We start from the raw sequence: 20,515 nt of genomic DNA, 5'->3' as shown, positions 1-20,515 counted from the left end.
GGTCTACTTGCGCGCCTTCAGTTCGCCGATTTCGCCCAAAAGGCGACGGGCGACGCCTGGAAAACCGGAATTGGCGCAATCACCCGTCCGATGCCTAGTGAAACTCTCGATATCGCGAGCATGATGGGTATCAAGCCGCGCCGCGTCGACAGTCTTCGAGTCGGCCCGGCCCAATATTGATTGCCATTCGTCTAGTTCTCGCCATGAAAAACTCCGACACTCACATCGCGGAGGCTGTCTGCTGCTGTCGGTATTCGGTTCGGTTCGAAGCCAGCCATGGCGGCGGGGGCGGCATCGGCTGGCGACGACTCGGGTGGCCGCCATCCCGGGCCGAAGCCTGGGGCGGACGCCAACCTTTCGCGCCCGGCAGGGGCAACCCATCTAGCGGGCGAGCGGGGCCTCTCCCCGTCCGTCTCCGGCATGGTAAGGCTGGTCTGGCAAAGGCTGGGGCGAGAGCAATGGGGTGCGGCGCTTGACCCTCTGGGGCAAGATCATCGGCGGGGTGACGGGCTTCATGACCGGCGGGCCGCTCGGCGCCGTGGTCGGGGCGGCGCTCGGCCATGCGGCGGACCAGGGCGGGCGGGCGCCGGGCAACCCCTTCGGTGCCTTGTTCGGGCGCTCCGCGGTGCGGCAGGCGGCCGACGCGGCCGCGCTGATGGGCAGCAAGGAGCAGCTCTTCGCCATCACCGTCGTCGTGCTGGCGGCCAAGCTCGCCAAATGCGACGGGCCGGTGAAGCGCGAGGAGATCGACGCCTTCAAGCGGATGTTCCGCATCCCGCCCGAGAACCTGCGCGAGGTGGCGGCCCTGTTCGACCAGGCGCGGGACAGCGCCGACCCGCCGGAGCCCTTCGCCGAGAAGCTCGGGGAAAGCTTTGCCGACAACAAGGGGATGCTGGAGGACGTGCTCGGCGCGCTGTTCCAGATCGCCCGGGCGGACGGCCCGCTGACCAAGGCGGAGCTGGCCTTCCTCCAGGGAACGCAACGCGGGTTCGGCCTGGATGCGGCGGCCTGGGAGCGGGCGCGGGACGGGCGCAGCTCCCGCGCCGCGGGCGATTCGGCGGCGGCGAGCGGGCCGGACCCCTATACCATCCTCGGCGTGGCGCGGGATGCGCCGGACGATGCCGTGCGCCAGGCCTGGCGGCGGCTGATGCGGGAGAACCATCCCGACAGCCTGGCCTCGCGCGGGGTGCCGGCGGAGTTCGTCAAGCGGGCGACGGAGAAGGTGGCCGAGATCAACGCCGCCTGGGACCGCGTGAAGCGGGAGCGGAAGCTCTGAGGATCATCGACGCGCCGAGTCCGAACCAGGACGACCGGCCGGCGGGCGTGCCGGTTGATATCCTCATGCTCCACTATACGGGGATGCGGAGCGGCCGGGCGGCGATCGAGCGGCTGCGGGACCCGGCGGCGAAGGTTTCCTCACACTACGTCGTCGAGGAGGATGGGGCGGTCTTCCGGCTGGTGGCGGAGGAGCGGCGGGCCTGGCATGCCGGCATCTCGCACTGGCGCGGGCGGCGGGGGCTGAACGACCGCAGCGTTGGCATCGAGATCGTCAATCCGGGGCACGAATTCGGCTATCGCCCCTTCCCTGCCCTGCAGATGGCGGCCGTCTGCGACCTGTGCCTGGAGATCATCGCGCGGCATCCGGTGGCGCCCTGGGACGTGGTGGGGCACAGCGACGTGGCACCGGACCGGAAGCAGGACCCCGGCGAGCTCTTCGACTGGGAGGGGCTGGCGGCAAATGGAGTCGGCCTCTGGCCTGCGGCGGAGGCGGGGCCAGCGGAGGCGGGGCCGGAGGTGTTGCTGGCGGCCATCGGCTACCGGGGCGACCTGCCGATGCCGGTGCTGCTCACCGCCTTCCAGCGGCGTTGGCGGCCGGAGCGGGTGGATGGCCTCGCCGATGCCGGCTGCCTGGCGCGCCTGGCGGCCGTCGCCGCGATGATTCCGCCGGTGCCGCCGGAAGCCGGTTGACGCGGGGCTGACCGGGGGCGCATGACGCCGCCGCGTCAGGTGGCCGGGCGGCCGCTGGCGGGGCTGCGAGGCCCCGCTGGAGGAAAGTCCGGGCTCCACGGGAATACGATGCCGGCCAACGGCCGGCGGGGGTCGAACCGCAAGGGACGGCCTTCAGGGAAAGTGCCACAGAGAAGAGACCGCCGGGCCGCCGCGAGGCCGCCCGGCAAGGGTGAAACGGTGCGGCAAGAGCGCACCGCGCCCCCGGCAACGGGGGCGGCAGGGCAAACCCCATCGGGAGCAAGGCCGAATAGGGGCGACCGGCGCGGGTGGGTTTCGGCCCGCCTGGCGCAGGGGCATTCCCGCCCCGTCGCCCGGGTTGGCCGCGTGAGGCGCACCGCGAGGTGCGTCCCAGAGGAATGGTCGCCTCGTCCCCGGTTTTCCGGGGGCGGACAGAACCCGGCTTACAGGCCACCTGGCGCATTTTCCCCACAGCTTCATCCACGGAACCGCCCACAGCAGTCCGATGCGGGGAAGGAACAAACCGGGTAAGTATAACATATTGCTTTCGATCGCAGATGATTTCTCATGCGGTAGCGATGCCGGCCGCTAAGGCCTTAGGAATCGGGCAATTTGTCGGGCGCATTTAGTGCGTCGAAACGGTATTCGTGCTTGTGGTCCCACGAAATCCCGTGCTATCCCAAGTCATCCCGACGATGGGTCCAAAGCTCGGGGGGGCGAGGGATCCAAAGCGGGATGGTCGGGCGAGCCGGCGGGGTCGGGGGGCCCCGCCGGCCCGCTAACCCCAGGGGCCGCAAGCGTCCCTGAGCGCATCCTCCCGAAGGGCAAGTCAACAGGCGGTCACTGGGGGGCGGTCGCTGGGCGATGTCCGAGTTCATAGGCACCGTAGGCGGGGGGTACGACGCGAAGAAGGGGCGCATTTCGGTGCCTTCCCTCTTCCGCAGCCAGATCGCCGGCCCGGGTGCCCTGGAGATCATCCTGCGCCGTTCGCGCCACAAGCGCTGCATCGAAGTTTGGCCCAAGGCGGATTACATGGCCGAAGTGGATGCCCGCGTCGAAGGGCTCAGCAAGCTCTCCGCGGAATACCAGTCGGTGATGCGCAAGCTGGTCGGCAAGATCCATACCCTGACCCTCGATCCGGATGGCCGCGTGGTGATGCCGAAGGAGCTCGCCGAGCATGCGGGCTTCGAGGGCGAGCTGCAGTTCAGCGGGCGCGGCGCCTATTTCGAGATCTGGAACGCCGCGGCCTTCGCCGAGGAAGAAGCGCGGCTCGATGCCGAGGACGAGGGGGGCGACGTATGAGCGGCGCGAGCCCCCTTGGCGGGCATGTCCCTGTGATGCTGGCCGAGGTGCTGGAGCAGCTCGCGCCGCGCGACGGCGCCACCTATTGCGACGGCACCTTCGGCGGCGGCGGCTATGCCGGCGCCATCCTCGATGCGGCGCGCTGCACGCTCTTCGCCATCGACCGCGACCCGGAGGCGATCGCGCGCGGCGCGGCGCTGGCGGCGCGGCATGCAGGGCGGCTGCATCTCGTCGAGGGACGGTTCGGCGAGATGCTGGCGCTGCTCGCCGCGCGCGACGTCGCGCGACTCGACGGCGTGGTGCTCGATCTCGGTGTCTCCTCCTTCCAGCTCGACGACGGCGCGCGCGGCTTCTCCTTCCGCGGCGACGGGCCGCTTGACATGCGGATGTCGAAGCAGGGGAAGTCCGCCGCGGACCTCGTCAACACGCTGGACGAGTCGGAGCTGGCCGACATGCTCTATCAATTGGGCGAGGAGCGGTATTCGCGGCGCATCGCGCGCGTCATCGTCGCGGCGCGGCGCGAGGCGCCGATCGACACCACGGCGCGGCTCGCCGCCCTGGTGCGCGGCTGCATCCCCCGCGACCCGTCCGGCATCGACGGCGCGACGCGGAGCTTCCAGGCGCTGCGCCTCGCGGTGAACGACGAGTTGGGCGAGGTCGAGCGCGGGCTCGCCGCCGCGGCGGCGCTGCTGGCGCCGGGCGGGCGGCTCGTCGTTGTCGCTTTCCACTCGCTCGAGGACCGGCTGGTGAAGCGCTTCATGGCAGATGCCGCCGGGCGCCGCGCCGGGGCCTCGCGGCATGATCCGGCTTCGCTCGCCGGCCGCGCCGCGCCGGCCGGGTTCCGCCTGCTGACGCCGCGGGCGCTGCGCCCCGGCGCGGCCGAAACCGATGCCAACCCTCGCGCCCGGTCCGCCCGGCTGCGCGCGATCGAACGCCTGCCCCTCGACCACCCCGCCGCCCGGGATGCCGCATGATCTTCCGCCCCTTCACCTCGCTTTGCCTTGTCGCCTTCCTTGGCGCCGGGATGCATGTCTACAGCACCAAGCACGAAGCCGCGGTGATGGACCGGGAGCTGCGCTCGATCGCCCGCAAGGTCGAGGAGGCGGAGGCGCGGACGCAGACCCTGCAGGCGGAGTGGGCCTGGCTGAACGAGCCGGAGCGGCTGCGCGCCGTGGCGCAGCGGCACCTGCCGGAGCTGGAGGCGATGCAGCCGGCGCAATTCGTCCGCGCCAGCGAGGCGGAGCGGCGGCTGCCGGCGGTTGCGGCCTATGACGGGCCGGTCGCGCTCTTCGCGCCGCGCGAGCCGGCGCTGCCGGCGGGGAACACGGCGCTTGCCCTGCTGCCGCGCGTGGCGGAGCCGGTGCAGGTGGCGGTGGTGGCACCGAAGCCCGTACCGCTGGCGTCGCCCCTGGCCGCATCGGTGACCGCGCCGGCGCCGGTCGTGGCCCCTGTCCCGCTGCTGGCCATGATGCCGGCGGTGCCGGAGCTCGACCTGGCCGCGCTGCCCTTGCCGCCGCCGGAGCCGGCGGCGCCGCCGCCGCTGGTGCGGCTCGCCCTGCCGGTGTCGAAGCCGGTAGAGGCGGCGCCGCCGCGGCCGGCGCTGATCGACCTTGCGCGGGCGACGCTGCCGCGGCCCGCCGAGGCGCGGCCGGTGGAGGCGCCGCGGGCTGCCGAGCCGGTGCGGCCGGCGCAGCTCGAACTGGCGCGGGCGACGCTGCCGCGGCCGGCGCCGAAGCCGGCGGCGCGGCCGCCCGAGATTGCCGCGCTGCCGCCGGTCGCCGCCCCGGCACGGGCGCCGATGGCGAGCCCGGTGACGCAGGTGGCGGCCGCGGCCGCGCCGCGGGTGGCGCCGGTGCAGCCGGCCGTCGCGCCGGCGCGGGCGGCGGCGGTGCCGGCCTACCCGGCGCTTGGCGGCGGCTCGGCGCTCGGGCTCGGTGGCGGACAGCCGTTGCTGCCGCCGCCGGTGCCCTTCGGCAGCGCCTCGGCGGCAACGTTGAACGGGGGGATGGGCCGGTGAGCGGGCCGCAGGACGAGCTGCGGCTGCCACCTTCGCCGGATCAGGCGCCGGCCGGGCGGCCCAGGGGGTCGAATATCGGGGCGAGCCTCGCCGCCTCGCCTGCGCGTGCGCTGGTGCGCATCGCGGCGCCGGAGCTGGCGAAGCGGGCGCAGATGGAGAAGACGCGCGGGCGGTTGGTCATCGCCGCCGGCGGATTCGCCGTGCTGTTCGGCGCGGTGACGCTGAAGCTCGCCTTCGCCACGCTGATCGACCCGCTGACGCCGAAGCCGCGCGCCGCGGTGCGCATGCCGACCGGCGAGTCGAGCAGCGGCCGTGCGGCGATCACCGACCGCAACGGCGAGGTGCTGGCCGTCTCGCTGCAGGTGACGGAGCTTTATGCGAATCCGCAGGAGATCAACGACCCTGCGGAGGCGGCGGAGCGGCTGCTGACCGTGCTGCCCGGACTCGACCGCGAGCGGCTCATCGCGCGCATCAGCCCGCGCATGGTGCCGGGCACGGAGCGGCCGGTGGAGTTCGCCTATATCGCCCGCAACCTGCCGCCGCGGCAGCAGCAGGCGATCAACGACCTCGGCATCGCCGGCTTCCATTTCCGCCCGGCCGAGCGGCGCTTCTACCCGCAGGGTTCCGCGGCGGCGCATGTGCTCGGGCAGGTGGATGTCGACGGGCGCGGCATCGCGGGCGTGGAGCGCAGCTTCGACGAGCGGCTCAGGACGGAGCGCGGGCCGCTCAGGCTTTCGGTCGACGTGCGGGTGCAGGTGGCGCTGCGCGAATCGGTGCAGAAGGCGATCGCCGACTACAACGGCATCGGCGGCGCGGGCGTGGTGATGGACGTCAACACCGGCGAGGTGCTGGCGATGGTCAGCCTGCCGGATTACGACGCCTCCGACCCCGGCGGTTTGCAACGGCGCGAGGGGCAGGGCCAGGCGGCTGGTCAGGCAGCGGCAGGGCAGGCAGGGGCGGGGCAGCCGCTGCTGCGCCAGGCGGTGGCGCGGCCGATGGCCGCCGCCGGCACGGCCAAGCAGGACCAGGACCCGCATTTCAACCGGGCGACGGTCGGGCTCTACGAGCCGGGCTCGACCTTCAAGCTGCTGACCGCGGCGATGGCGCTCGATGCGGGCACCGCGAATATCTGGAGCACCTACGACGCGACCCGCCCGATCCGCTACGGGCGCTTCACCATCAGCGACTACAAGGGCAAGAACCGCGTCCTCAGCCTGCCGGAGGTGATGGCCTATTCCTCCAACCTCGGCGCGGCGCATATGGCGGTCGCGGTGGGGCCAGCGCGGCACCGCGAGTTCATGGGGCGGATGGGGATGCTCCAGCGGCTCGGCGTCGAGCTGCCGGAAGTGGCGCGGCCGCTGGCCCCCACGGCGAATGGCTGGCGCGACATCAACACCATGACCGTCGCCTTCGGCCATGGCATCTCGGTCTCGCCGCTGCATGTCGTCACCGGCATCGCGGCACTGGCCAATGGCGGCATCCTGCGGCCGCCGACGGTGGTGGCGCAGCCGGCGGACACGCAGCGCGAGGGCGTGCGCGTCATCTCCGAGCGGACCTCGGAGACGATGCGGCGGCTGATGCGGCTGGTGGTGACGGATGGCTCGGGCAAGGGCGCCGACGTGCCGGGCTACTTCGTCGGCGGCAAGACGGGCACGGCGCAGAAGGTCGGGCCGCGCGGCGGCTATCTCCAGGACAAGCGCATCGCCGCCTTTGTCGGTGCCTTCCCGCTGAATGCGCCGCGCTATGCGATCTACGTGATGGTCGACGAGCCGAAGCCGAATGCGCAGAGCCATGGCTATGCGACGGCGGGCTGGGTGGCGGCGCCGGCGGCGGGGGCGGTGATCCGCCGCGTCGCGCCGATCCTCGGCCTGGTGCCGGAGACGGGCGAGCGCATCCCGCAGATCCAGCAGACGCTGGCAATTCCCATGCAGCCGGGGCGGCCGCCGCGCGCCGCGCCGCCGGTCGCCGGGGCACCCTCACCCGGGCCGCGTGGGACGCCGGCCGCGGCGCCGCCGACGGCGCCCACCACCGGCGTCGCGCCGGGACCGAGCCTTGTGCCCCCTGCCCCCGCGCTGCGCCGCACCGACGCGGAGCCGCCCTCCGGCCTGCTCCGCTTCGCGCTCGGACCGGCCTCTCCGCGCGAGGCCGGCCTTGCGCCTCGGTGATCTCCTCCGGGCGGGCGGGCTGGCGCCGGATGCCGCGGGCGATGCGGCCGGGCGGCTGATCCGCGGCGTCACCGCGGATAGCCGGGCGGTGGCGCCCGGGATGCTGTTCGTCGCGCTGCCGGGCACGCGCCAGGACGGGCGTGCCTTCGTCGCCGATGCGGTGGCGCGGGGCGCGGTGGCGGTGCTGGCGCCGGAAGGCACGCAGGCCGCCGCAGGAGTGCCGGTGATCGGCGCCGTCGATCCGCGGCGGAGCCTCGCCCTGATGGCGGCATCGCTGGCGGGGGCGCAGCCGGCCACCGTTGTCGCGGTGACCGGGACCAACGGCAAGACGAGCACGGTCGATTTCCTGCGCCAGCTCTGGGCGCTGACGGGGCAGCGGGCGGCCTCCCTCGGGACGCTCGGACTGATCGCGCCGGGCTTCCCTGGCGGGGCGAGCCTGACGACGCCCGACCCGGTGGCGCTGCATGCGCAATTCGCGGCGCTCGCCCAGGCCGGGTTCGGGCATGCGGCGATTGAGGCTTCCTCGCACGGTATCGAGCAGCGGCGGCTGGACGGGGTGCGGCTGGCCGCGGCGGGCTTCACCAACCTGACGCGAGACCATCTCGACTACCACCGGACGATGGAGGCCTATCGGGCGGCGAAGCTTCGGCTGTTCGACACGCTGCTGGACCCAGGGGCGGCGGCGATCGCCTCGACGGAGATGGAGGCGGAGACGCTCGAGGCGCTGCGGGGGATCGCGCTGCGGCGGGGGCTGGAGCTGCTGACGGTCGGCGAGGCCGGCGAGGTGGTGCGGCTGCTGGCGCATCATCCGCTGCCGGACGGGCAGGCGCTGGAGATCGAGGCCTTCGGCCAGCGGCAGGCGGTGCACCTGCCGCTGCCGGGGCGGTTCCAGGCGGACAACGTGCTGATGGCGCTGGCGCTCGGAGTCGCCACCGGGATCGAGCCGGGCCGGGCGATGACGCTGCTGCCGCGGCTGCTCGGCGTGCGCGGGCGGATGGAGCTGGCGGCGCGGCTGCCGAACGGGGCGGCGGTCTATGTCGACTACGCCCATACGCCGGATGCGTTGGAGCGGCTGCTCGGGGCGCTCAGGCCGCATGTGGCGCCGGGCGGGCGGCTGCACGTCGTCTTCGGCGCGGGCGGCGACCGCGATCCCGGCAAGCGGCCGCTGATGGGCGCGGCGGCGGCGCGGGGCGCGGACCGGGCCTGGGTGACGGATGACAATCCGCGCAGCGAGGACCCGGCGGCCATCCGCGCGGCGGTGCTGGCGGGGTGTCCGGGTGGCATCGATGCCGGGGAGCGCCATGGGGCGATCGCGCGGGCGCTCGGCGATCTCGGGCCGGGGGATGTGCTGGCGGTCGCCGGCAAGGGGCATGAAAGCGGGCAGACCATCGCGGGCGTGACGACGCCTTTCGACGATGCCGAGGTGGTGCGGGAGCTCGCGGCATGAGCCTCTGGACGGGCGATGCGCTGCGGGCGGCGACGGGAGGGAGCCTCGCGGCCGAGGTCGCGGTGGGCGGCGTCTCCATCGACAGCCGGAATGTCGGGCCGGGCGAGCTTTTCATCGCGTTGCGCGATGCGCGCGATGGGCATGAGTTCGTCGCCGATGCTCTGGCGCGCGGGGCGGCGGCGGCGATGGTTGACCGCGATCCGCCGGGCGTCGCGCCGGGGGCGCCCTTGCTGTGCGTCGGCGATACGCTGGCGGGGCTGACGGCGCTCGGCGCGGCCGGGCGGGCGCGCTGTGCCGCGCGCGTCGTCGCCGTGACGGGCAGCGTCGGCAAGACCGGGACCAAGGAGATGCTGCGGCTGCTGCTCTCCGGCGCGGGCGGGACGCATGCAGCGGTCGCTTCCTACAACAATCATTGGGGCGTGCCGCTGACACTCGCCCGCATGCCGGCGGAGAGCAGCTTCGCCGTCGTCGAGATCGGGATGAACAATCCCGGCGAGATCGCCCCCCTCACCCGTCTTGCCCGGCCGCATGTGGCGATGGTGACGAATGTGGGCGCGGCGCATATCGGGCATCTCGGCAGCCTCGAGGCGATCGCGCGGGAGAAGGGCAGCATCGCGCTCGGGCTCGAGCCGGACGGCGTCGCCGTGCTGCCGGCGGAGGATGCGATGCTGCCGGTGCTGCGCGAGGCCGTAGGCGCGGGGCATCGCGTCATGACCTTCGGGGCGGGCGGCGAGGTCGAGGTGCTGGAGGTGCGCGCCGATGCCGAGGGGAGCGACGTCGTCGCCGGCATTGCCGGGCAGCGGGTCGCCTTCCGGCTCGGCGCTCCGGGGGCGCATCTGGTGCGGAATGCGATCGGCGCGCTGGCGGCGGTGCGGGCGCTCGGCTGCGACGCGGCGGCGCTGGCTCCCCGGCTCGGCGAGTACCGGGTGATGCAGGGGCGCGGGGCGCTGGAGCGGATCGCCACCCCGGATGACGGGACGGCGACGCTGCTCGACGAGGCCTTCAACGGGCAGCCGCCCTCGGTGCGGGCGGCGCTCGCCGTGCTGCGGCTGCTGCCGGCGCGGCGGCGCGTGGCGGTGCTGGGGCAGATGGGGGAGCTTGGGGATTTCAGCGCGGCGGAGCATGCCGCGCTGGCGCCGCATGTGCGGGAGGCGGCGGATGCCGTCTTCCTTTGCGGCAGGGACATGCCGCACCTGGCCGCGGCGCTGCCGCCGGAGCTGGTGCTGGCGGTGACGGAGAATTCGGCTGAGCTGGCGCCGCTGGTCGCGGCGGCGCTGCGGGATGGGGATGCGGTGCTGGTCAAGGGAAGCAAGGCGACGCTGATGGGCAGGGTGCTCGCGGCGATCAGGGGGACTCGGGCGTGATCTTCAATCTCTTCGCGCCCTATGCGGAGGATTTTCCCCTCTTCAACCTGATCCGCTACACGACCTTCCGGGCGGGGGCGGCCTGCCTGACCGCGCTGGTGCTCTCGCTCGCCCTCGGGCCGACGGTGATCAATTGGCTGCGCGGCTTCCAGCGCGGCGGGCAGCCGATCCGCGCCGATGGGCCGGCAAGCCACCTCGTTACCAAGAAAGGCACGCCGACCATGGGGGGCGTGCTGATCCTGCTCGCCCTCGTGCTCGCCACGCTGCTCTGGGCGGATCTGCGGAACGGGCTGGTCTGGGCGGCGCTGTTCGTGACGGTCGGCTATGGCGGGCTTGGGTTCGCCGATGACTGGCTGAAGGTGACGAAGCGGAACACCAAGGGCGTCTCGGCGCGGGGCAAGCTGGTCTGGCAGGCGGGCGTCGGGCTGGCCGGGGCGATCTGGATCGTGCTGCTGCTGCCGCCGGCGGTGGCGACGGGGCTCGCCTTCCCGGTCTTCAAGGAGACGCTGCTGCCCTTTGGCTTCCTCTTCCCGTTGGTCGGAATGCTGGTGCTGATGGGAGCGTCGAATGCCGTCAACCTGACGGACGGGCTGGATGGGCTCGCCATCGTGCCGGCGATGATCGCGGCGGCGGTCTTCACGCTGATCGCCTATCTCGTCGGCAACCGGGTCTTCTCCGAGTATCTGCAACTGCATTCGGTGCCAGGGGCCAATGAGTTGGCAGTGTTTTGCGCGGCACTGATCGGAGCGGGACTCGGCTTCCTCTGGTTCAATGCGCCGCCGGCCGCCGTCTTCATGGGAGATACGGGGTCGCTGGCGCTCGGCGGGGCGCTCGGCGCCGTTGCCGTCGCCACCAAGCATGAGATCGTGCTGGCGATTGTCGGCGGCCTGTTCGTGGTCGAGACGGTCAGCGTCATCATCCAGGTCTTCTGGTTCAAGCGGACCGGGCGGCGCGTCTTCCTGATGGCGCCGCTGCACCATCATTTCGAGAAGAAGGGCTGGGCCGAGGCCACCATCGTGATCCGCTTCTGGATCATCGCCATGGTGCTCGCGCTGGTCGGCCTGTCGACGCTGAAGATCCGCTGATGACGGCGCCCTTCACCCCTTTCGCTGGCGAACGCATCGCCCTGGTGGGGCTCGGCAAGGCCGGGCTGCCGGCGGCGCTGAGGCTCGTCGAATGGGGGGCGGAGGTTTCCTGCTGGGACGACAGGGAGGAGGGGCGCGTCGCGGCGAGCGAGGCCGGGCTCGCGGTCGAGGATCCTTCGCTCGGCGCGTTCCGCTGGGATGCGCTGCTGCTTTCGCCGGGCATCCCGCACCGGCTGCCGCGGGTGCATCCGGCGGCGGCGGCGGCGATCGCGGCCGGGCGGCCGGTGCTCTGCGACGTCGATTACCTTTATCGCGCCGTCCGCGCTGCGGGCTCGGCGGCGCGCTTCACCGGCATCACCGGGACGAACGGGAAGTCCACCACGACGGCGCTGTTGCACCACTTGCTGCGCGCGGCGGGGCGGGATGCGGAGGCGGGTGGGAATCTTGGGCCGGCGGCGCTTTCCCTCAATATCTTGGGAAGGGATGGCGTATACGCACTCGAGATGTCGTCATACATGTTGGAGCGAATTCAAAGCGTGCGCTTCAACCAAGGCATTATGCTGAACCTCTCGCCAGACCATCTCGACCGGCATGGCGGCATGGCGGGCTACCTGGATGCGAAGGCGCAGGTCTTCGCGCGGCAGGCGCGCGAGGATCTCGCGGTGCTCGGCATGGACGATGGCTGGAGCACGCAGCTGCGCGGGCGGCTGGTGGGGCGTTTCTGCCCGATCTCCGGCGAGGCGCGGCAGGCGGGCGGCCTCTGGGCCGAGGGACGGATGTTGCGCGACGATGGCGGCGCGATCCTCGACCTCGGCGAGGCCCCTGCCCTGCCCGGCAGCCACAATGCGCAGAATGCGGCGGCGGCGGCGGCCTGCGCGCTCGATCTCGGGCTGACGCGCGACGAGGTGGCGGCGGGGCTGCGCAGCTATCCGGGGCTGCCGCATCGGCAGGAGCGGGTCGGCACGTGGCGCGGCGTCGCCTTCGTCAACGACAGCAAGGGGACGAATGCGGATAGCACGGCGCGGGCGCTTGCCAGCTATGGGCGCGTCGTCTGGATCGCGGGCGGGACGGCGAAGGAGGGAGGCATCGAGAGCCTGGCCCCCTTCTTCCCGCGCATCGCGGAGGCGCTGCTAATCGGGCGGGATGCGCCGGTGCTGGCGGCGACGCTCGCCGCGCACGGCGTGAAACATCGCGTGGTGGGTACGCTGGACGTCGCTGTCGCCGAGGCAGCGGCGAGCGCCATGGCGGGCGCGGCGCCGGTCGTGCTGCTGTCGCCGGCCTGCGCGAGCTGGGACCAGTTCACCGGATTCGAGCAGCGGGGGGAGCGGTTCCGGGCGTTCGTCGCCGCGCTGGCCGAAGGGAGGGCCGCCTGATGGCCATTTCGCGCTCCGACAATTCCGTTCTTGGCCGCTGGTGGTGGACGGTCGACCGCTGGACCCTGGCGGCGCTGCTGATCCTTATCGGCTTCGGCTACGTCATGATGCTGGCGGCGAGCCCGGCGGTCGCGGAGCGCGTCATCGGCAGCGGGTCGCGCGAGCTGCTGTTTGCCAAGCAGGTGGTGTTCCTTGTCATGGCCGCGGCGCTGATGGTGATGGTCTCGCTGCTGACACCGCGGAACATCAAGCATCTGGCGATTCTCGGCTGCCTCGGGGCGCTGGCGCTGACGGCGGCGACGCTGGTGATCGGTTTCGAGACCAAGGGGGCGCGGCGCTGGCTGGCCCTGCCGCTGATGGGGACGATGCAGCCCTCCGAATTCCTCAAGCCCTGCTTCGCGGTGGTCGTCGCCTGGATGCTGGCCGAGGGCAAGGCGGCGGCGGCACGGCGTGCGGCGGCGGGCGAACGCGGGCTGGCGCTGCTGCATCCGCAGCGGCTCTGGCCCTTGGCAGCCTTCGGGCTGCTCGGCGTGGTCACCATCGTGCTGAAGTCGCAGCCGGATTTCGGCATGCTGATGGTCGTCGTCTGCATGTTCCTGGCGCAGTTCTTCGTCGCCGGGCTGAACCTCGCCTTCGTCGGCGCGCTCGGGGTGGGCGGCGTGGCGCTGGCCATCGGCGCCTACTTCACGCTGGACCACGTGCGGAGCCGCGTCGATCGCTTCCTCGACCCGTCCTCGGGCGACACCTTCCAGATCACCAAGGCGATGGAGGCCTTCGGCAATGGCGGGTTGTTCGGCCGGGGTCCTGGCGAGGGCCGCGTCAAGAACGCGCTGCCGGATGCGCATGCCGACTTCGTCTTCGCCGTCGCGGGGGAGGAATTCGGCTTCATCGTCTGCTTGGTGATCCTGGCGCTCTTCGCCTTCGTCGTCGTGCGGGGGCTGATCCGGCTTCTGGGCGAGGCGGAACTCTTCGTCATCCTGGCGGCGACGGGGCTGCTGGCGCAGTTCGGGCTGCAGGCCTTCGTCAACATGGCCTCCTCGCTGCACCTGATCCCGACCAAGGGGATGACGCTGCCTTTCGTCTCCTATGGCGGCTCCTCCGTGCTCGCCATCGCGCTGGGCATGGGAATGCTGCTGGCGCTGACGCGGAAGCGGACTTCCCGCATGGACGTGGTCGAATGAGAGGGCCCGCGGTGCATCCGATCATCATCGCGGCGGGCGGAACGGGCGGGCATCTGTTTCCCGCCGAGGCGCTGGCGGCGGAGCTGCTGGCGCGCGGCGAGCGGATCGCGCTGATGACGGATGCGCGCTCGGCCGCCTTCGAGAGCGCGGCCTTCGCCAATGCGGAGCGCTTCGTGCTGAAGGGCTCCGGCCTGTCGGGACGCGGGGCGGTGAGCGCGGCGCGCGGCGCGGTGGCGCTGGCCGCGGGCACGATGCAGGCGCGGGGGCTGGTGCGCCGGCTGGATGCCTCGGCGGTCGTCGGCTTCGGCGGCTATCCGAGCGTGCCGCCGCTGCTCGCGGCGCTCAGCATGGTTGGGCCGCGGCCGGTGACGGTGCTGCACGAGCAGAACGCCATCCTCGGCCGGGCCAACAGGCTGCTGAGCCGGCGGGCGGATGCGCTCGCCCTGTCCTATGCGGCGACCGGGCGGGTCCCTGCCGGCGCGCCGGTGCATGTGGTCGGCAACCCGGTGCGGCCGGCGCTGGCGGCGCTCGCGGGCCAGGGTTATCCGGGGACGGAAGGGGCGCTGCGGTTGCTGGTGGTCGGCGGCTCGCTCGGCGCACGCATCTTCGCCGATGTGGTGCCGGCGGCGGTGGCCGCGCTGCCGGAGGGGCTGCGCGGGCGGCTGGTCGTCGCGCAGCAATGCCGCGCGGAGGATCTCAACCGGGTGCGGGAAGCCTATGCCACGGCCGGCGTGCCGGCGGAGCTCTCGCCCTTCTTCCCCGATGTCGCGGGACGGCTGGCGACGGCGCATCTCGTCATCGCCCGCGCCGGCGCGGGGACGGTGGCGGAGCTCGCCTGTGCGGGGCGGCCCTCCATCCTCGTGCCGCTGCCGCATGCGATCGACGACCACCAGAAGGCCAATGCGCGCGCCATCGCCGAGGCGGGCGCCGCCACCGTCATGCCGCAGGGGGATTTCACCCCGGCGGCGCTCTCGGCCCAGCTTGCGTCCCAGTTCGGCGACCCGCCTGGGCTTGCCCGCGCCGCCGCCTCGGCCGCCCGCCTCGCCCAGCCGGATGCGGCGAAGCGGCTGGCCGACCTCGTCCTCTCGCTCGTCAGGGCGCGTGCCGCCCAGGAAACCCGTTGATGCGTGCGCTGCCCCTGACCATCGGTCCCATCCACTTCGTCGGCATCGGCGGCATCGGCATGTCCGGCATTGCCGAGGTCCTGCACAACCTGGGCTACCAGGTGCAGGGCAGCGACATCGCCGAGGGCTACAACACGGCACGGCTGCGTGGGGCGGGCATCCCCGTCGCCATCGGGCACGCGGCAGAGAATCTCGGCGGGGCGCAGGTCGTCGTCGTCTCGACCGCCGTGAAGAAGGACAACCCGGAGGTGCAGGCGGCGCGGGCGGCGCTCATCCCTGTCGTTCGCCGGGCGGAGATGCTGGCGGAGCTAATGCGGCTGAAATGGTCGGTCGCGGTCGGCGGGACGCATGGCAAGACAACGACGACCAGCCTCGTCGCCTGCGTGCTCGAGGCGGCGAAGATCGACCCGACCGTCATCAATGGCGGCATCGTCAATGCCTATGGCACCAACACCCGCCTCGGCGAGGGCGAGTGGATGGTGGTCGAGGCGGATGAGAGCGATGGCAGCTTCCTCCGCCTCCCTTCCGTCGTCGCCATCGTCACCAACATGGACCCAGAGCATCTGGACCATTGGGGGACGGCGGAGGCGATGAAGGACGGGTTCGCGCAATTCGTCTCGAACATCCCCTTCTACGGCTTCGCCGTGCTTTGCCTCGACCATCCCGAGGTGCAGGCGATGATCCCAAAGCTCGACCGGCGTATCGTCACCTATGGCTTCTCGCCGCAGGCCGATGTGCGGGCCGAGCGCGTCATCACCGACCGGATGGGCGCGACCTTCGAGGTCGTGGTGCAGGACCGGGCGACCAAGCGCAGCCGGACGATGAAGCCCTTCCGCCTGCCGATGCTCGGGCAGCACAATGTGCAGAATGCGCTGGCGGCGATCGCCGTCGGCGTCGAGATGGAGATCGACGAGGCGACCATCCGCAGCGCGCTGGCCGGCTTCAAGGGGGTGAAGCGGCGCTTCACCCGGGTCGGCGAGGCGGGCGGCATCACGGTCATCGACGACTACGGTCATCATCCGGTCGAGATCGCGGCGGTGCTGAAGGCGGCGCGGCAGGCGGGGGCGCGCGACGTGATCGCCGTGGTGCAGCCGCATCGTTACAGCCGCCTCGCCACGCTCTTCGAGGATTTCTCGAAATGCATGAATGATGCGGGGACGGTGATCGTCGCCGATGTCTATGCGGCGGGCGAGCAGCCGATTCCCGGCATGGACAAGGATGGGCTGGTCGAGGGGCTGCGCTCGCATGGGCACCGCAGTGTCGTGGCGCTGCCGGGGCCGGAGAGCCTGGCCGAGATGATCCATGCCATCGCCAAGCCGGGCGATTATGTCGTCTGCCTCGGGGCGGGCGACATCACCGCCTGGGCGCATGCGCTGCCGGAGCAGCTGGCCGCCTTGCAGCCGGGCTTGCGCGCGACGCCGCTGAGGCGGGCATGAGCGCGCGGACGATGCAACGCGCCATCCCGCATCTCCGCGGGCGGGTCCGGGCGGGGGTGGCGCTGGCGCCGCTCACCTGGTTCCGCGTCGGCGGGGCGGCGGAGTGGCTGGTGAGGCCGGCGGATGCGGAGGATTTGGTCACGCTGCTCGCCGGCGTTGCGCCGGGGATGCCGGTGACGGTGCTCGGGGCAGCGTCGAACCTCATCATCCGCGATGGCGGGTTGCCGGGGGTGGTGCTGCGGCTGGGCGGGGCCTTCGGCGAGGTCGTCGCCGAGGCGGATGGCGTCGTCGCAGGGGCTGCCGCGCTGGATGTCACCGTGGCGGAGCATGCGGCGGCGGCGGGGCTGAGCGGCCTCGAATTCCTTTGCGGGATTCCGGGCAGCATCGGCGGGGCCGTGGCGATGAACGCGGGCGCCTATGGGAGCGAGCTGCGCGACGTGCTCGATTGGGCTGAAGTGGCGACCAGCGCCGGCCTCGTGCGGCTGAGCGCCGGGGAGCTGCAGCTTTCCTACCGCCATGCGGTGCTGCCGGCGGGCGGCGTCGTCGTCCGCGCCCGCTTCCATGCGCGGCCGGGGGATGCGGCGCCGCGCATGGCGGAGATCCGCGCGGCGCGTGAGGCGGCGCAGCCGGTCCGGGCGCGCACGGGCGGCTCGACCTTCAAGAACCCGCCCGGCCAGAAGGCCTGGGCGCTGATCGATGCGGCAGGGTGCCGAGGCCTCATGCGCGGCGGCGCGCAGGTCTCGGAGAAGCACTGCAATTTCCTGCTCAATACCGGCACTGCCACGGCGGCGGAGCTGGAAGCGCTCGGCGAAGAGGTCCGCGCCCGGGTGCTCGACCACAGCGGCATCTCCCTCGACTGGGAGATCAAACGGCTTGGAGTTGCGGCATGACCCATGTGGTGGTCCTGCACGGGGGGATTTCGGCGGAGCGCGAGGTCAGCCTCGCCTCCGGCCAGCAATGCGTGGGGGCGCTGCGCGAGGCCGGCTTCGAGGTGACGCCGATCGATGTCGGACCCGATCTCGCCGTGACCATCGCGGCGATCCGGGCGGCAAAGCCGGATGTCGTCTTCAACGCGCTGCATGGGCGGTTCGGCGAGGACGGCTGCATCCAGGGCGTGCTGGACTGGATGGGCATCCCCTATACGCATTCCGGGCTGCGCGCCTCGGCGCTGGCGATGGACAAGGTGGCGGCGAAGGCGGTGTTCCATGCCGCCGGCCTGCCCGTGCCGGCTCATCGGCTGCTGGAGCCGGAGGAGCTGGAGGCGGATGACCCCCTGCCCCGGCCCTATGTGGTGAAGCCGGTGAACGAGGGCTCCTCGGTCGGGGTGCATATCCTCAGGAAGGGCGACAACCGCCGTGCCGAGATCGCGCAGGGCTGGCGCTTCGGCCGGACGGTGCTGGCGGAGGAGTTCATCCCCGGGCGGGAGCTGACGGTCGGCGTGCTGGGCGACAGGGCGCTCGCGGTGACCGACATCATCGCGGATGCGGGCGAGTTCTACGACTATTCGTCGAAATATGCCGAGGGCGGCTCGCGGCATGTGGTGCCGGCGGCGGTGCATCCCACGATCCGCGAGCAGGCGATGGAGGTGGCGCTCGCCGCCCATCGCGCGCTCGGCTGCCGCGGGGCGACGCGGGCGGATTTCCGCTACGACGACACGGCGGGGGAGCCGGGGCGGCTGGTGCTGCTCGAGGTGAACACCCAGCCGGGGCTGACGCCGACTTCGCTGCTGCCGGAGCAGGCTGCCCATGCCGGCATCGATTTTCCCGCGCTTTGCGCCTGGATGGTGGAGCAGGCCCGCCATGGCTCTTGATACGCCGCGCCCCCGCAACAAGGCACCGGTCCGTCGCAGCAAGGCGGAGGCCGCGCCGTCGCGCCCGAGCCGGCTGCGGCTCTGGCTGCGGCGCCGTCGCGGGCTGCTCCGTCCGGCGGGACTCGCCATCGGCATCGGCGGGCTGCTGACGGCCGCCGCGCTGGCGACGATGGCGGCCGACCCCTATGGGCGGCTGACGGCACTCTGGGACGGCGCGGCGGAGATCGCCGGGAATGCCGGGCTGACCGTGCATGAGGTGATGCTCGAGGGCAGCCGCAACACGCCGCCCGAGCTGGTGCTGGAAGCGCTCAACATCCGCCGTGGCGACCCGATCCTTGCCTTCGACCCGCAGGTGGCGAAGGAACGGCTGGAGCTGATCGCCTGGGTCGATGCCGCGCATGTGGAGCGGCACCTGAACGGCACCATCCGGGTACGGATCACCGAGCGGCAGCCCTTCGCCATCTGGCAGCGGGACGGCCGTTTCTCCGTCATCGACGAGAAGGGCGAGGTGGTCGCCAATGAGAATATCGGCGCCTTCGGCCGGCTGCCGCTGATCGTCGGCACGGGGGCCAACCGCATGGCGGCGCCGATGGTCGCGCTGCTGCGCACGGTGCCGGAGGTGCAGGACCGCACCCATGCCCTGGTGCGGGTGGCGGAGCGGCGGTGGAACCTGCGCCTGCGCAACAACGTCGACGTGCTGCTGCCGGATGGGCAGGAGGCGGCGGCGCTGGCACGGCTTGCCGAGCTGCATCAGAAGCAGGGGCTGCTCGACCGGCCGCTGGCCTCGATCGACCTGCGCCTGCCGGACAAGCTGGTGCTGCGCCTGCCTTCGCAGGCGGCGCCGGCGGCGCCGGAACCCACCGTGCAGCGCGTGAGGAGCGGCCGCGGATGAACCAGCTCGTGCGCCTTGGCCATCATGAGGGGCTGCCGGTGCAGGGGCGGCGCCGGCGCGGCGCGCGCAGCGGCATCTTCGGCGTGCTCGATATCGGCACGACCAAGATCGTCTGCGTCATCGCCCGCATCGAGAACGACGGCGAGCCGCGGGCGCTCGGCTTCGGCTGGCAGCGGGCGCGGGGGATCAAGGGCGGCAACATCGTCGACCTGGAGGAAGCCGAGCGCGCGATCCGCGCGGCGGTCGGCCAGGCGGAGGAGATGGCGGACACCCAGCTGAAGGGCGCCATCGTCAACCTTTCCTGCGGCCAGCCTGAGTCGCGGCAGCAGAACATCCAGTGGCCGATCGGCGGGCGGGCGATCACCGAGGCCGACCTACGCGCCATCATGGGCGAGGGGCGGCGGCGCAGCGCGGAGGACGGGCGCGAGACGGTGCATGCCTTCCCGCTCGGCTTCACCGTGGATGCGACGCCGGGCGCCGAAGACCCGCGCGGCATGATCTGCGAGACGGTGGCGGCGAAGCTGCACATGGTCGACGCGGCGCAGGCCTCGCTGCTCAACCTGGGTGCGACGCTGTTGCGCTGCGACCTCGTGGTCGAGGAGCTGGTCTCGGCGCCCTTCGCCGCCGGCCTCGCCACGCTGGTGGAGGACGAGAAGCAGCTCGGCGCGACCGTCATCGACATGGGCGGCGGGACGACGAGCATCTCCGTCTTCGCCGAGGGGCATCTGCTGCACACCTCCCAGATTCCGGTGGGCGGCTGGAACGTCACCAACGACCTGGCGCGCGGACTGTCCACGCCGATCGCCCATGCGGAGCGGCTGAAGACGCTGCATGGCGGCGTGCTCGGCGCGCCGGACGACGAGCGCGAATGGCTGCCGGTGCCGCAGGTGGGCGAGGAGGAGGACCAGATCGCCCGCATCCCGCGCGCGATGATCATCGGCATCATCCGGCCGCGGCTGGAGGAAACCTTCGAGCTGGTGAAGGACCGGCTGGAGGCGGCGGGGCTCAGCCAGGAAATGGGGCGGCGCGTGGTGCTGACCGGCGGCGCGAGCCAGCTCGTCGGCGTGCGCGAACTCGCCGCGCGCGTGCTGGAGCGGCAGGTGCGGCTCGGCCGGCCGCATCCGGTACGCGGCCTTCCGGAGACGGCGACGGGGCCGGCTTTCGCCGCGCCGCTCGGGCTGCTCGCCTGGGGCGCGGGCGAAGGACGTCCCTTGTTGGAACTGCTGCCCGGGCTCGAACGTCCTGCAAGCAGATTCCGCCGATTCGTCAACTGGCTGCGCGATCTCGCATGAGTGGATTGGTTAAAATTCTTTTGTGGATAACCGGGGCAAATCGCGGCGACGCGATGAAG

At 72.2% G+C, this 20,515-nt stretch carries 17 protein-coding genes and 1 other RNA gene; all 18 read left to right on the top strand.

Annotated elements, in window-relative coordinates; translation table 11 throughout:
* Positions 1-472 precede the first annotated feature (472 nt).
* On the top strand, positions 473-1,276 hold the full coding sequence (locus LH62_RS14280) for a TerB family tellurite resistance protein (protein WP_043362282.1): 804 nt from the start codon (positions 473-475) through the stop codon (positions 1,274-1,276).
* Positions 1,273-1,968 carry an N-acetylmuramoyl-L-alanine amidase gene (locus LH62_RS14275; protein ID WP_255360021.1) on the top strand — a complete coding sequence of 232 codons (696 nt, stop codon included), beginning with the start codon at positions 1,273-1,275 and terminating at the stop codon, positions 1,966-1,968. Before LH62_RS14280 ends, LH62_RS14275 begins: the two co-directional genes overlap by 4 nt.
* 35 nt (positions 1,969-2,003) lie before the next feature.
* An RNA gene (gene rnpB / locus LH62_RS28735) (RNase P RNA component class A) lies at positions 2,004-2,430 on the top strand.
* Positions 2,431-2,832: 402 nt separating this feature from the next.
* Positions 2,833-3,270 carry a division/cell wall cluster transcriptional repressor MraZ gene (locus tag LH62_RS28425; protein ID WP_052214464.1) on the top strand — a complete coding sequence of 146 codons (438 nt, stop codon included), beginning with the start codon at positions 2,833-2,835 and terminating at the stop codon, positions 3,268-3,270.
* A complete protein-coding gene (rsmH, locus tag LH62_RS14270) occupies positions 3,267-4,244 on the top strand; it encodes a 16S rRNA (cytosine(1402)-N(4))-methyltransferase RsmH (protein WP_043365837.1) in 978 nt (325 codons plus the stop codon). The genes LH62_RS28425 and rsmH overlap by 4 nt, the downstream gene beginning before the upstream one ends.
* Positions 4,241-5,287, top strand: coding sequence for a hypothetical protein (locus LH62_RS28420; RefSeq protein WP_052214462.1), 1,047 nt, complete (start codon positions 4,241-4,243; stop codon positions 5,285-5,287). Before rsmH ends, LH62_RS28420 begins: the two co-directional genes overlap by 4 nt.
* Positions 5,284-7,452 (top strand): penicillin-binding protein 2, encoded by a 2,169-nt coding sequence (locus tag LH62_RS14260; RefSeq protein ID WP_052214460.1) that lies wholly within the window; start codon positions 5,284-5,286, stop codon positions 7,450-7,452. Before LH62_RS28420 ends, LH62_RS14260 begins: the two co-directional genes overlap by 4 nt.
* Positions 7,453-7,471: 19 nt before the next feature.
* Positions 7,472-8,899, top strand: coding sequence for a UDP-N-acetylmuramoyl-L-alanyl-D-glutamate--2,6-diaminopimelate ligase (locus LH62_RS14255; RefSeq protein WP_144404662.1), 1,428 nt, complete (start codon positions 7,472-7,474; stop codon positions 8,897-8,899).
* Entirely contained in the window at positions 8,896-10,263 is a 1,368-nt protein-coding gene (gene murF, locus LH62_RS14250) for a UDP-N-acetylmuramoyl-tripeptide--D-alanyl-D-alanine ligase (protein ID WP_043362278.1), read from the top strand. Before LH62_RS14255 ends, murF begins: the two co-directional genes overlap by 4 nt.
* The gene (gene mraY, locus LH62_RS14245; protein ID WP_043362277.1) at positions 10,260-11,348 is read left to right on the top strand and encodes a phospho-N-acetylmuramoyl-pentapeptide-transferase; all 1,089 of its coding nucleotides are present in this window, start codon (positions 10,260-10,262) and stop codon (positions 11,346-11,348) included. The genes murF and mraY overlap by 4 nt, the downstream gene beginning before the upstream one ends.
* Positions 11,348-12,721 (top strand): UDP-N-acetylmuramoyl-L-alanine--D-glutamate ligase, encoded by a 1,374-nt coding sequence (gene murD, locus LH62_RS14240; RefSeq protein ID WP_043362274.1) that lies wholly within the window; start codon positions 11,348-11,350, stop codon positions 12,719-12,721. Before mraY ends, murD begins: the two co-directional genes overlap by 1 nt.
* Positions 12,718-13,902, top strand: coding sequence for a putative peptidoglycan glycosyltransferase FtsW (locus LH62_RS14235; protein WP_144404489.1), 1,185 nt, complete (start codon positions 12,718-12,720; stop codon positions 13,900-13,902). Before murD ends, LH62_RS14235 begins: the two co-directional genes overlap by 4 nt.
* Positions 13,899-15,026: an undecaprenyldiphospho-muramoylpentapeptide beta-N-acetylglucosaminyltransferase gene (gene murG / locus LH62_RS14230; protein ID WP_043362270.1), complete on the top strand. Its 1,128-nt coding sequence runs from the start codon at positions 13,899-13,901 to the stop codon at positions 15,024-15,026. Before LH62_RS14235 ends, murG begins: the two co-directional genes overlap by 4 nt.
* A complete protein-coding gene (gene murC, locus LH62_RS14225) occupies positions 15,026-16,462 on the top strand; it encodes a UDP-N-acetylmuramate--L-alanine ligase (protein WP_043362267.1) in 1,437 nt (478 codons plus the stop codon). The genes murG and murC overlap by 1 nt, the downstream gene beginning before the upstream one ends.
* Positions 16,459-17,352 (top strand): UDP-N-acetylmuramate dehydrogenase, encoded by an 894-nt coding sequence (gene murB, locus LH62_RS14220; protein ID WP_043362264.1) that lies wholly within the window; start codon positions 16,459-16,461, stop codon positions 17,350-17,352. The genes murC and murB overlap by 4 nt, the downstream gene beginning before the upstream one ends.
* A complete protein-coding gene (locus LH62_RS14215) occupies positions 17,349-18,272 on the top strand; it encodes a D-alanine--D-alanine ligase (RefSeq protein WP_043362261.1) in 924 nt (307 codons plus the stop codon). The genes murB and LH62_RS14215 overlap by 4 nt, the downstream gene beginning before the upstream one ends.
* Positions 18,262-19,164: a cell division protein FtsQ/DivIB gene (locus LH62_RS14210; protein WP_082012572.1), complete on the top strand. Its 903-nt coding sequence runs from the start codon at positions 18,262-18,264 to the stop codon at positions 19,162-19,164. Before LH62_RS14215 ends, LH62_RS14210 begins: the two co-directional genes overlap by 11 nt.
* The gene (gene ftsA, locus LH62_RS14205) at positions 19,161-20,456 is read left to right on the top strand and encodes a cell division protein FtsA (protein ID WP_043362258.1); all 1,296 of its coding nucleotides are present in this window, start codon (positions 19,161-19,163) and stop codon (positions 20,454-20,456) included. The genes LH62_RS14210 and ftsA overlap by 4 nt, the downstream gene beginning before the upstream one ends.
* Positions 20,457-20,515: the final 59 nt, after the last annotated feature.

It is taken from the genome of Belnapia sp. F-4-1, assembly GCF_000802185.1.
GTDB lineage: Bacteria > Pseudomonadota > Alphaproteobacteria > Acetobacterales > Acetobacteraceae > Belnapia.
This window is presented reverse-complemented; position numbering and strand designations above follow the sequence as displayed.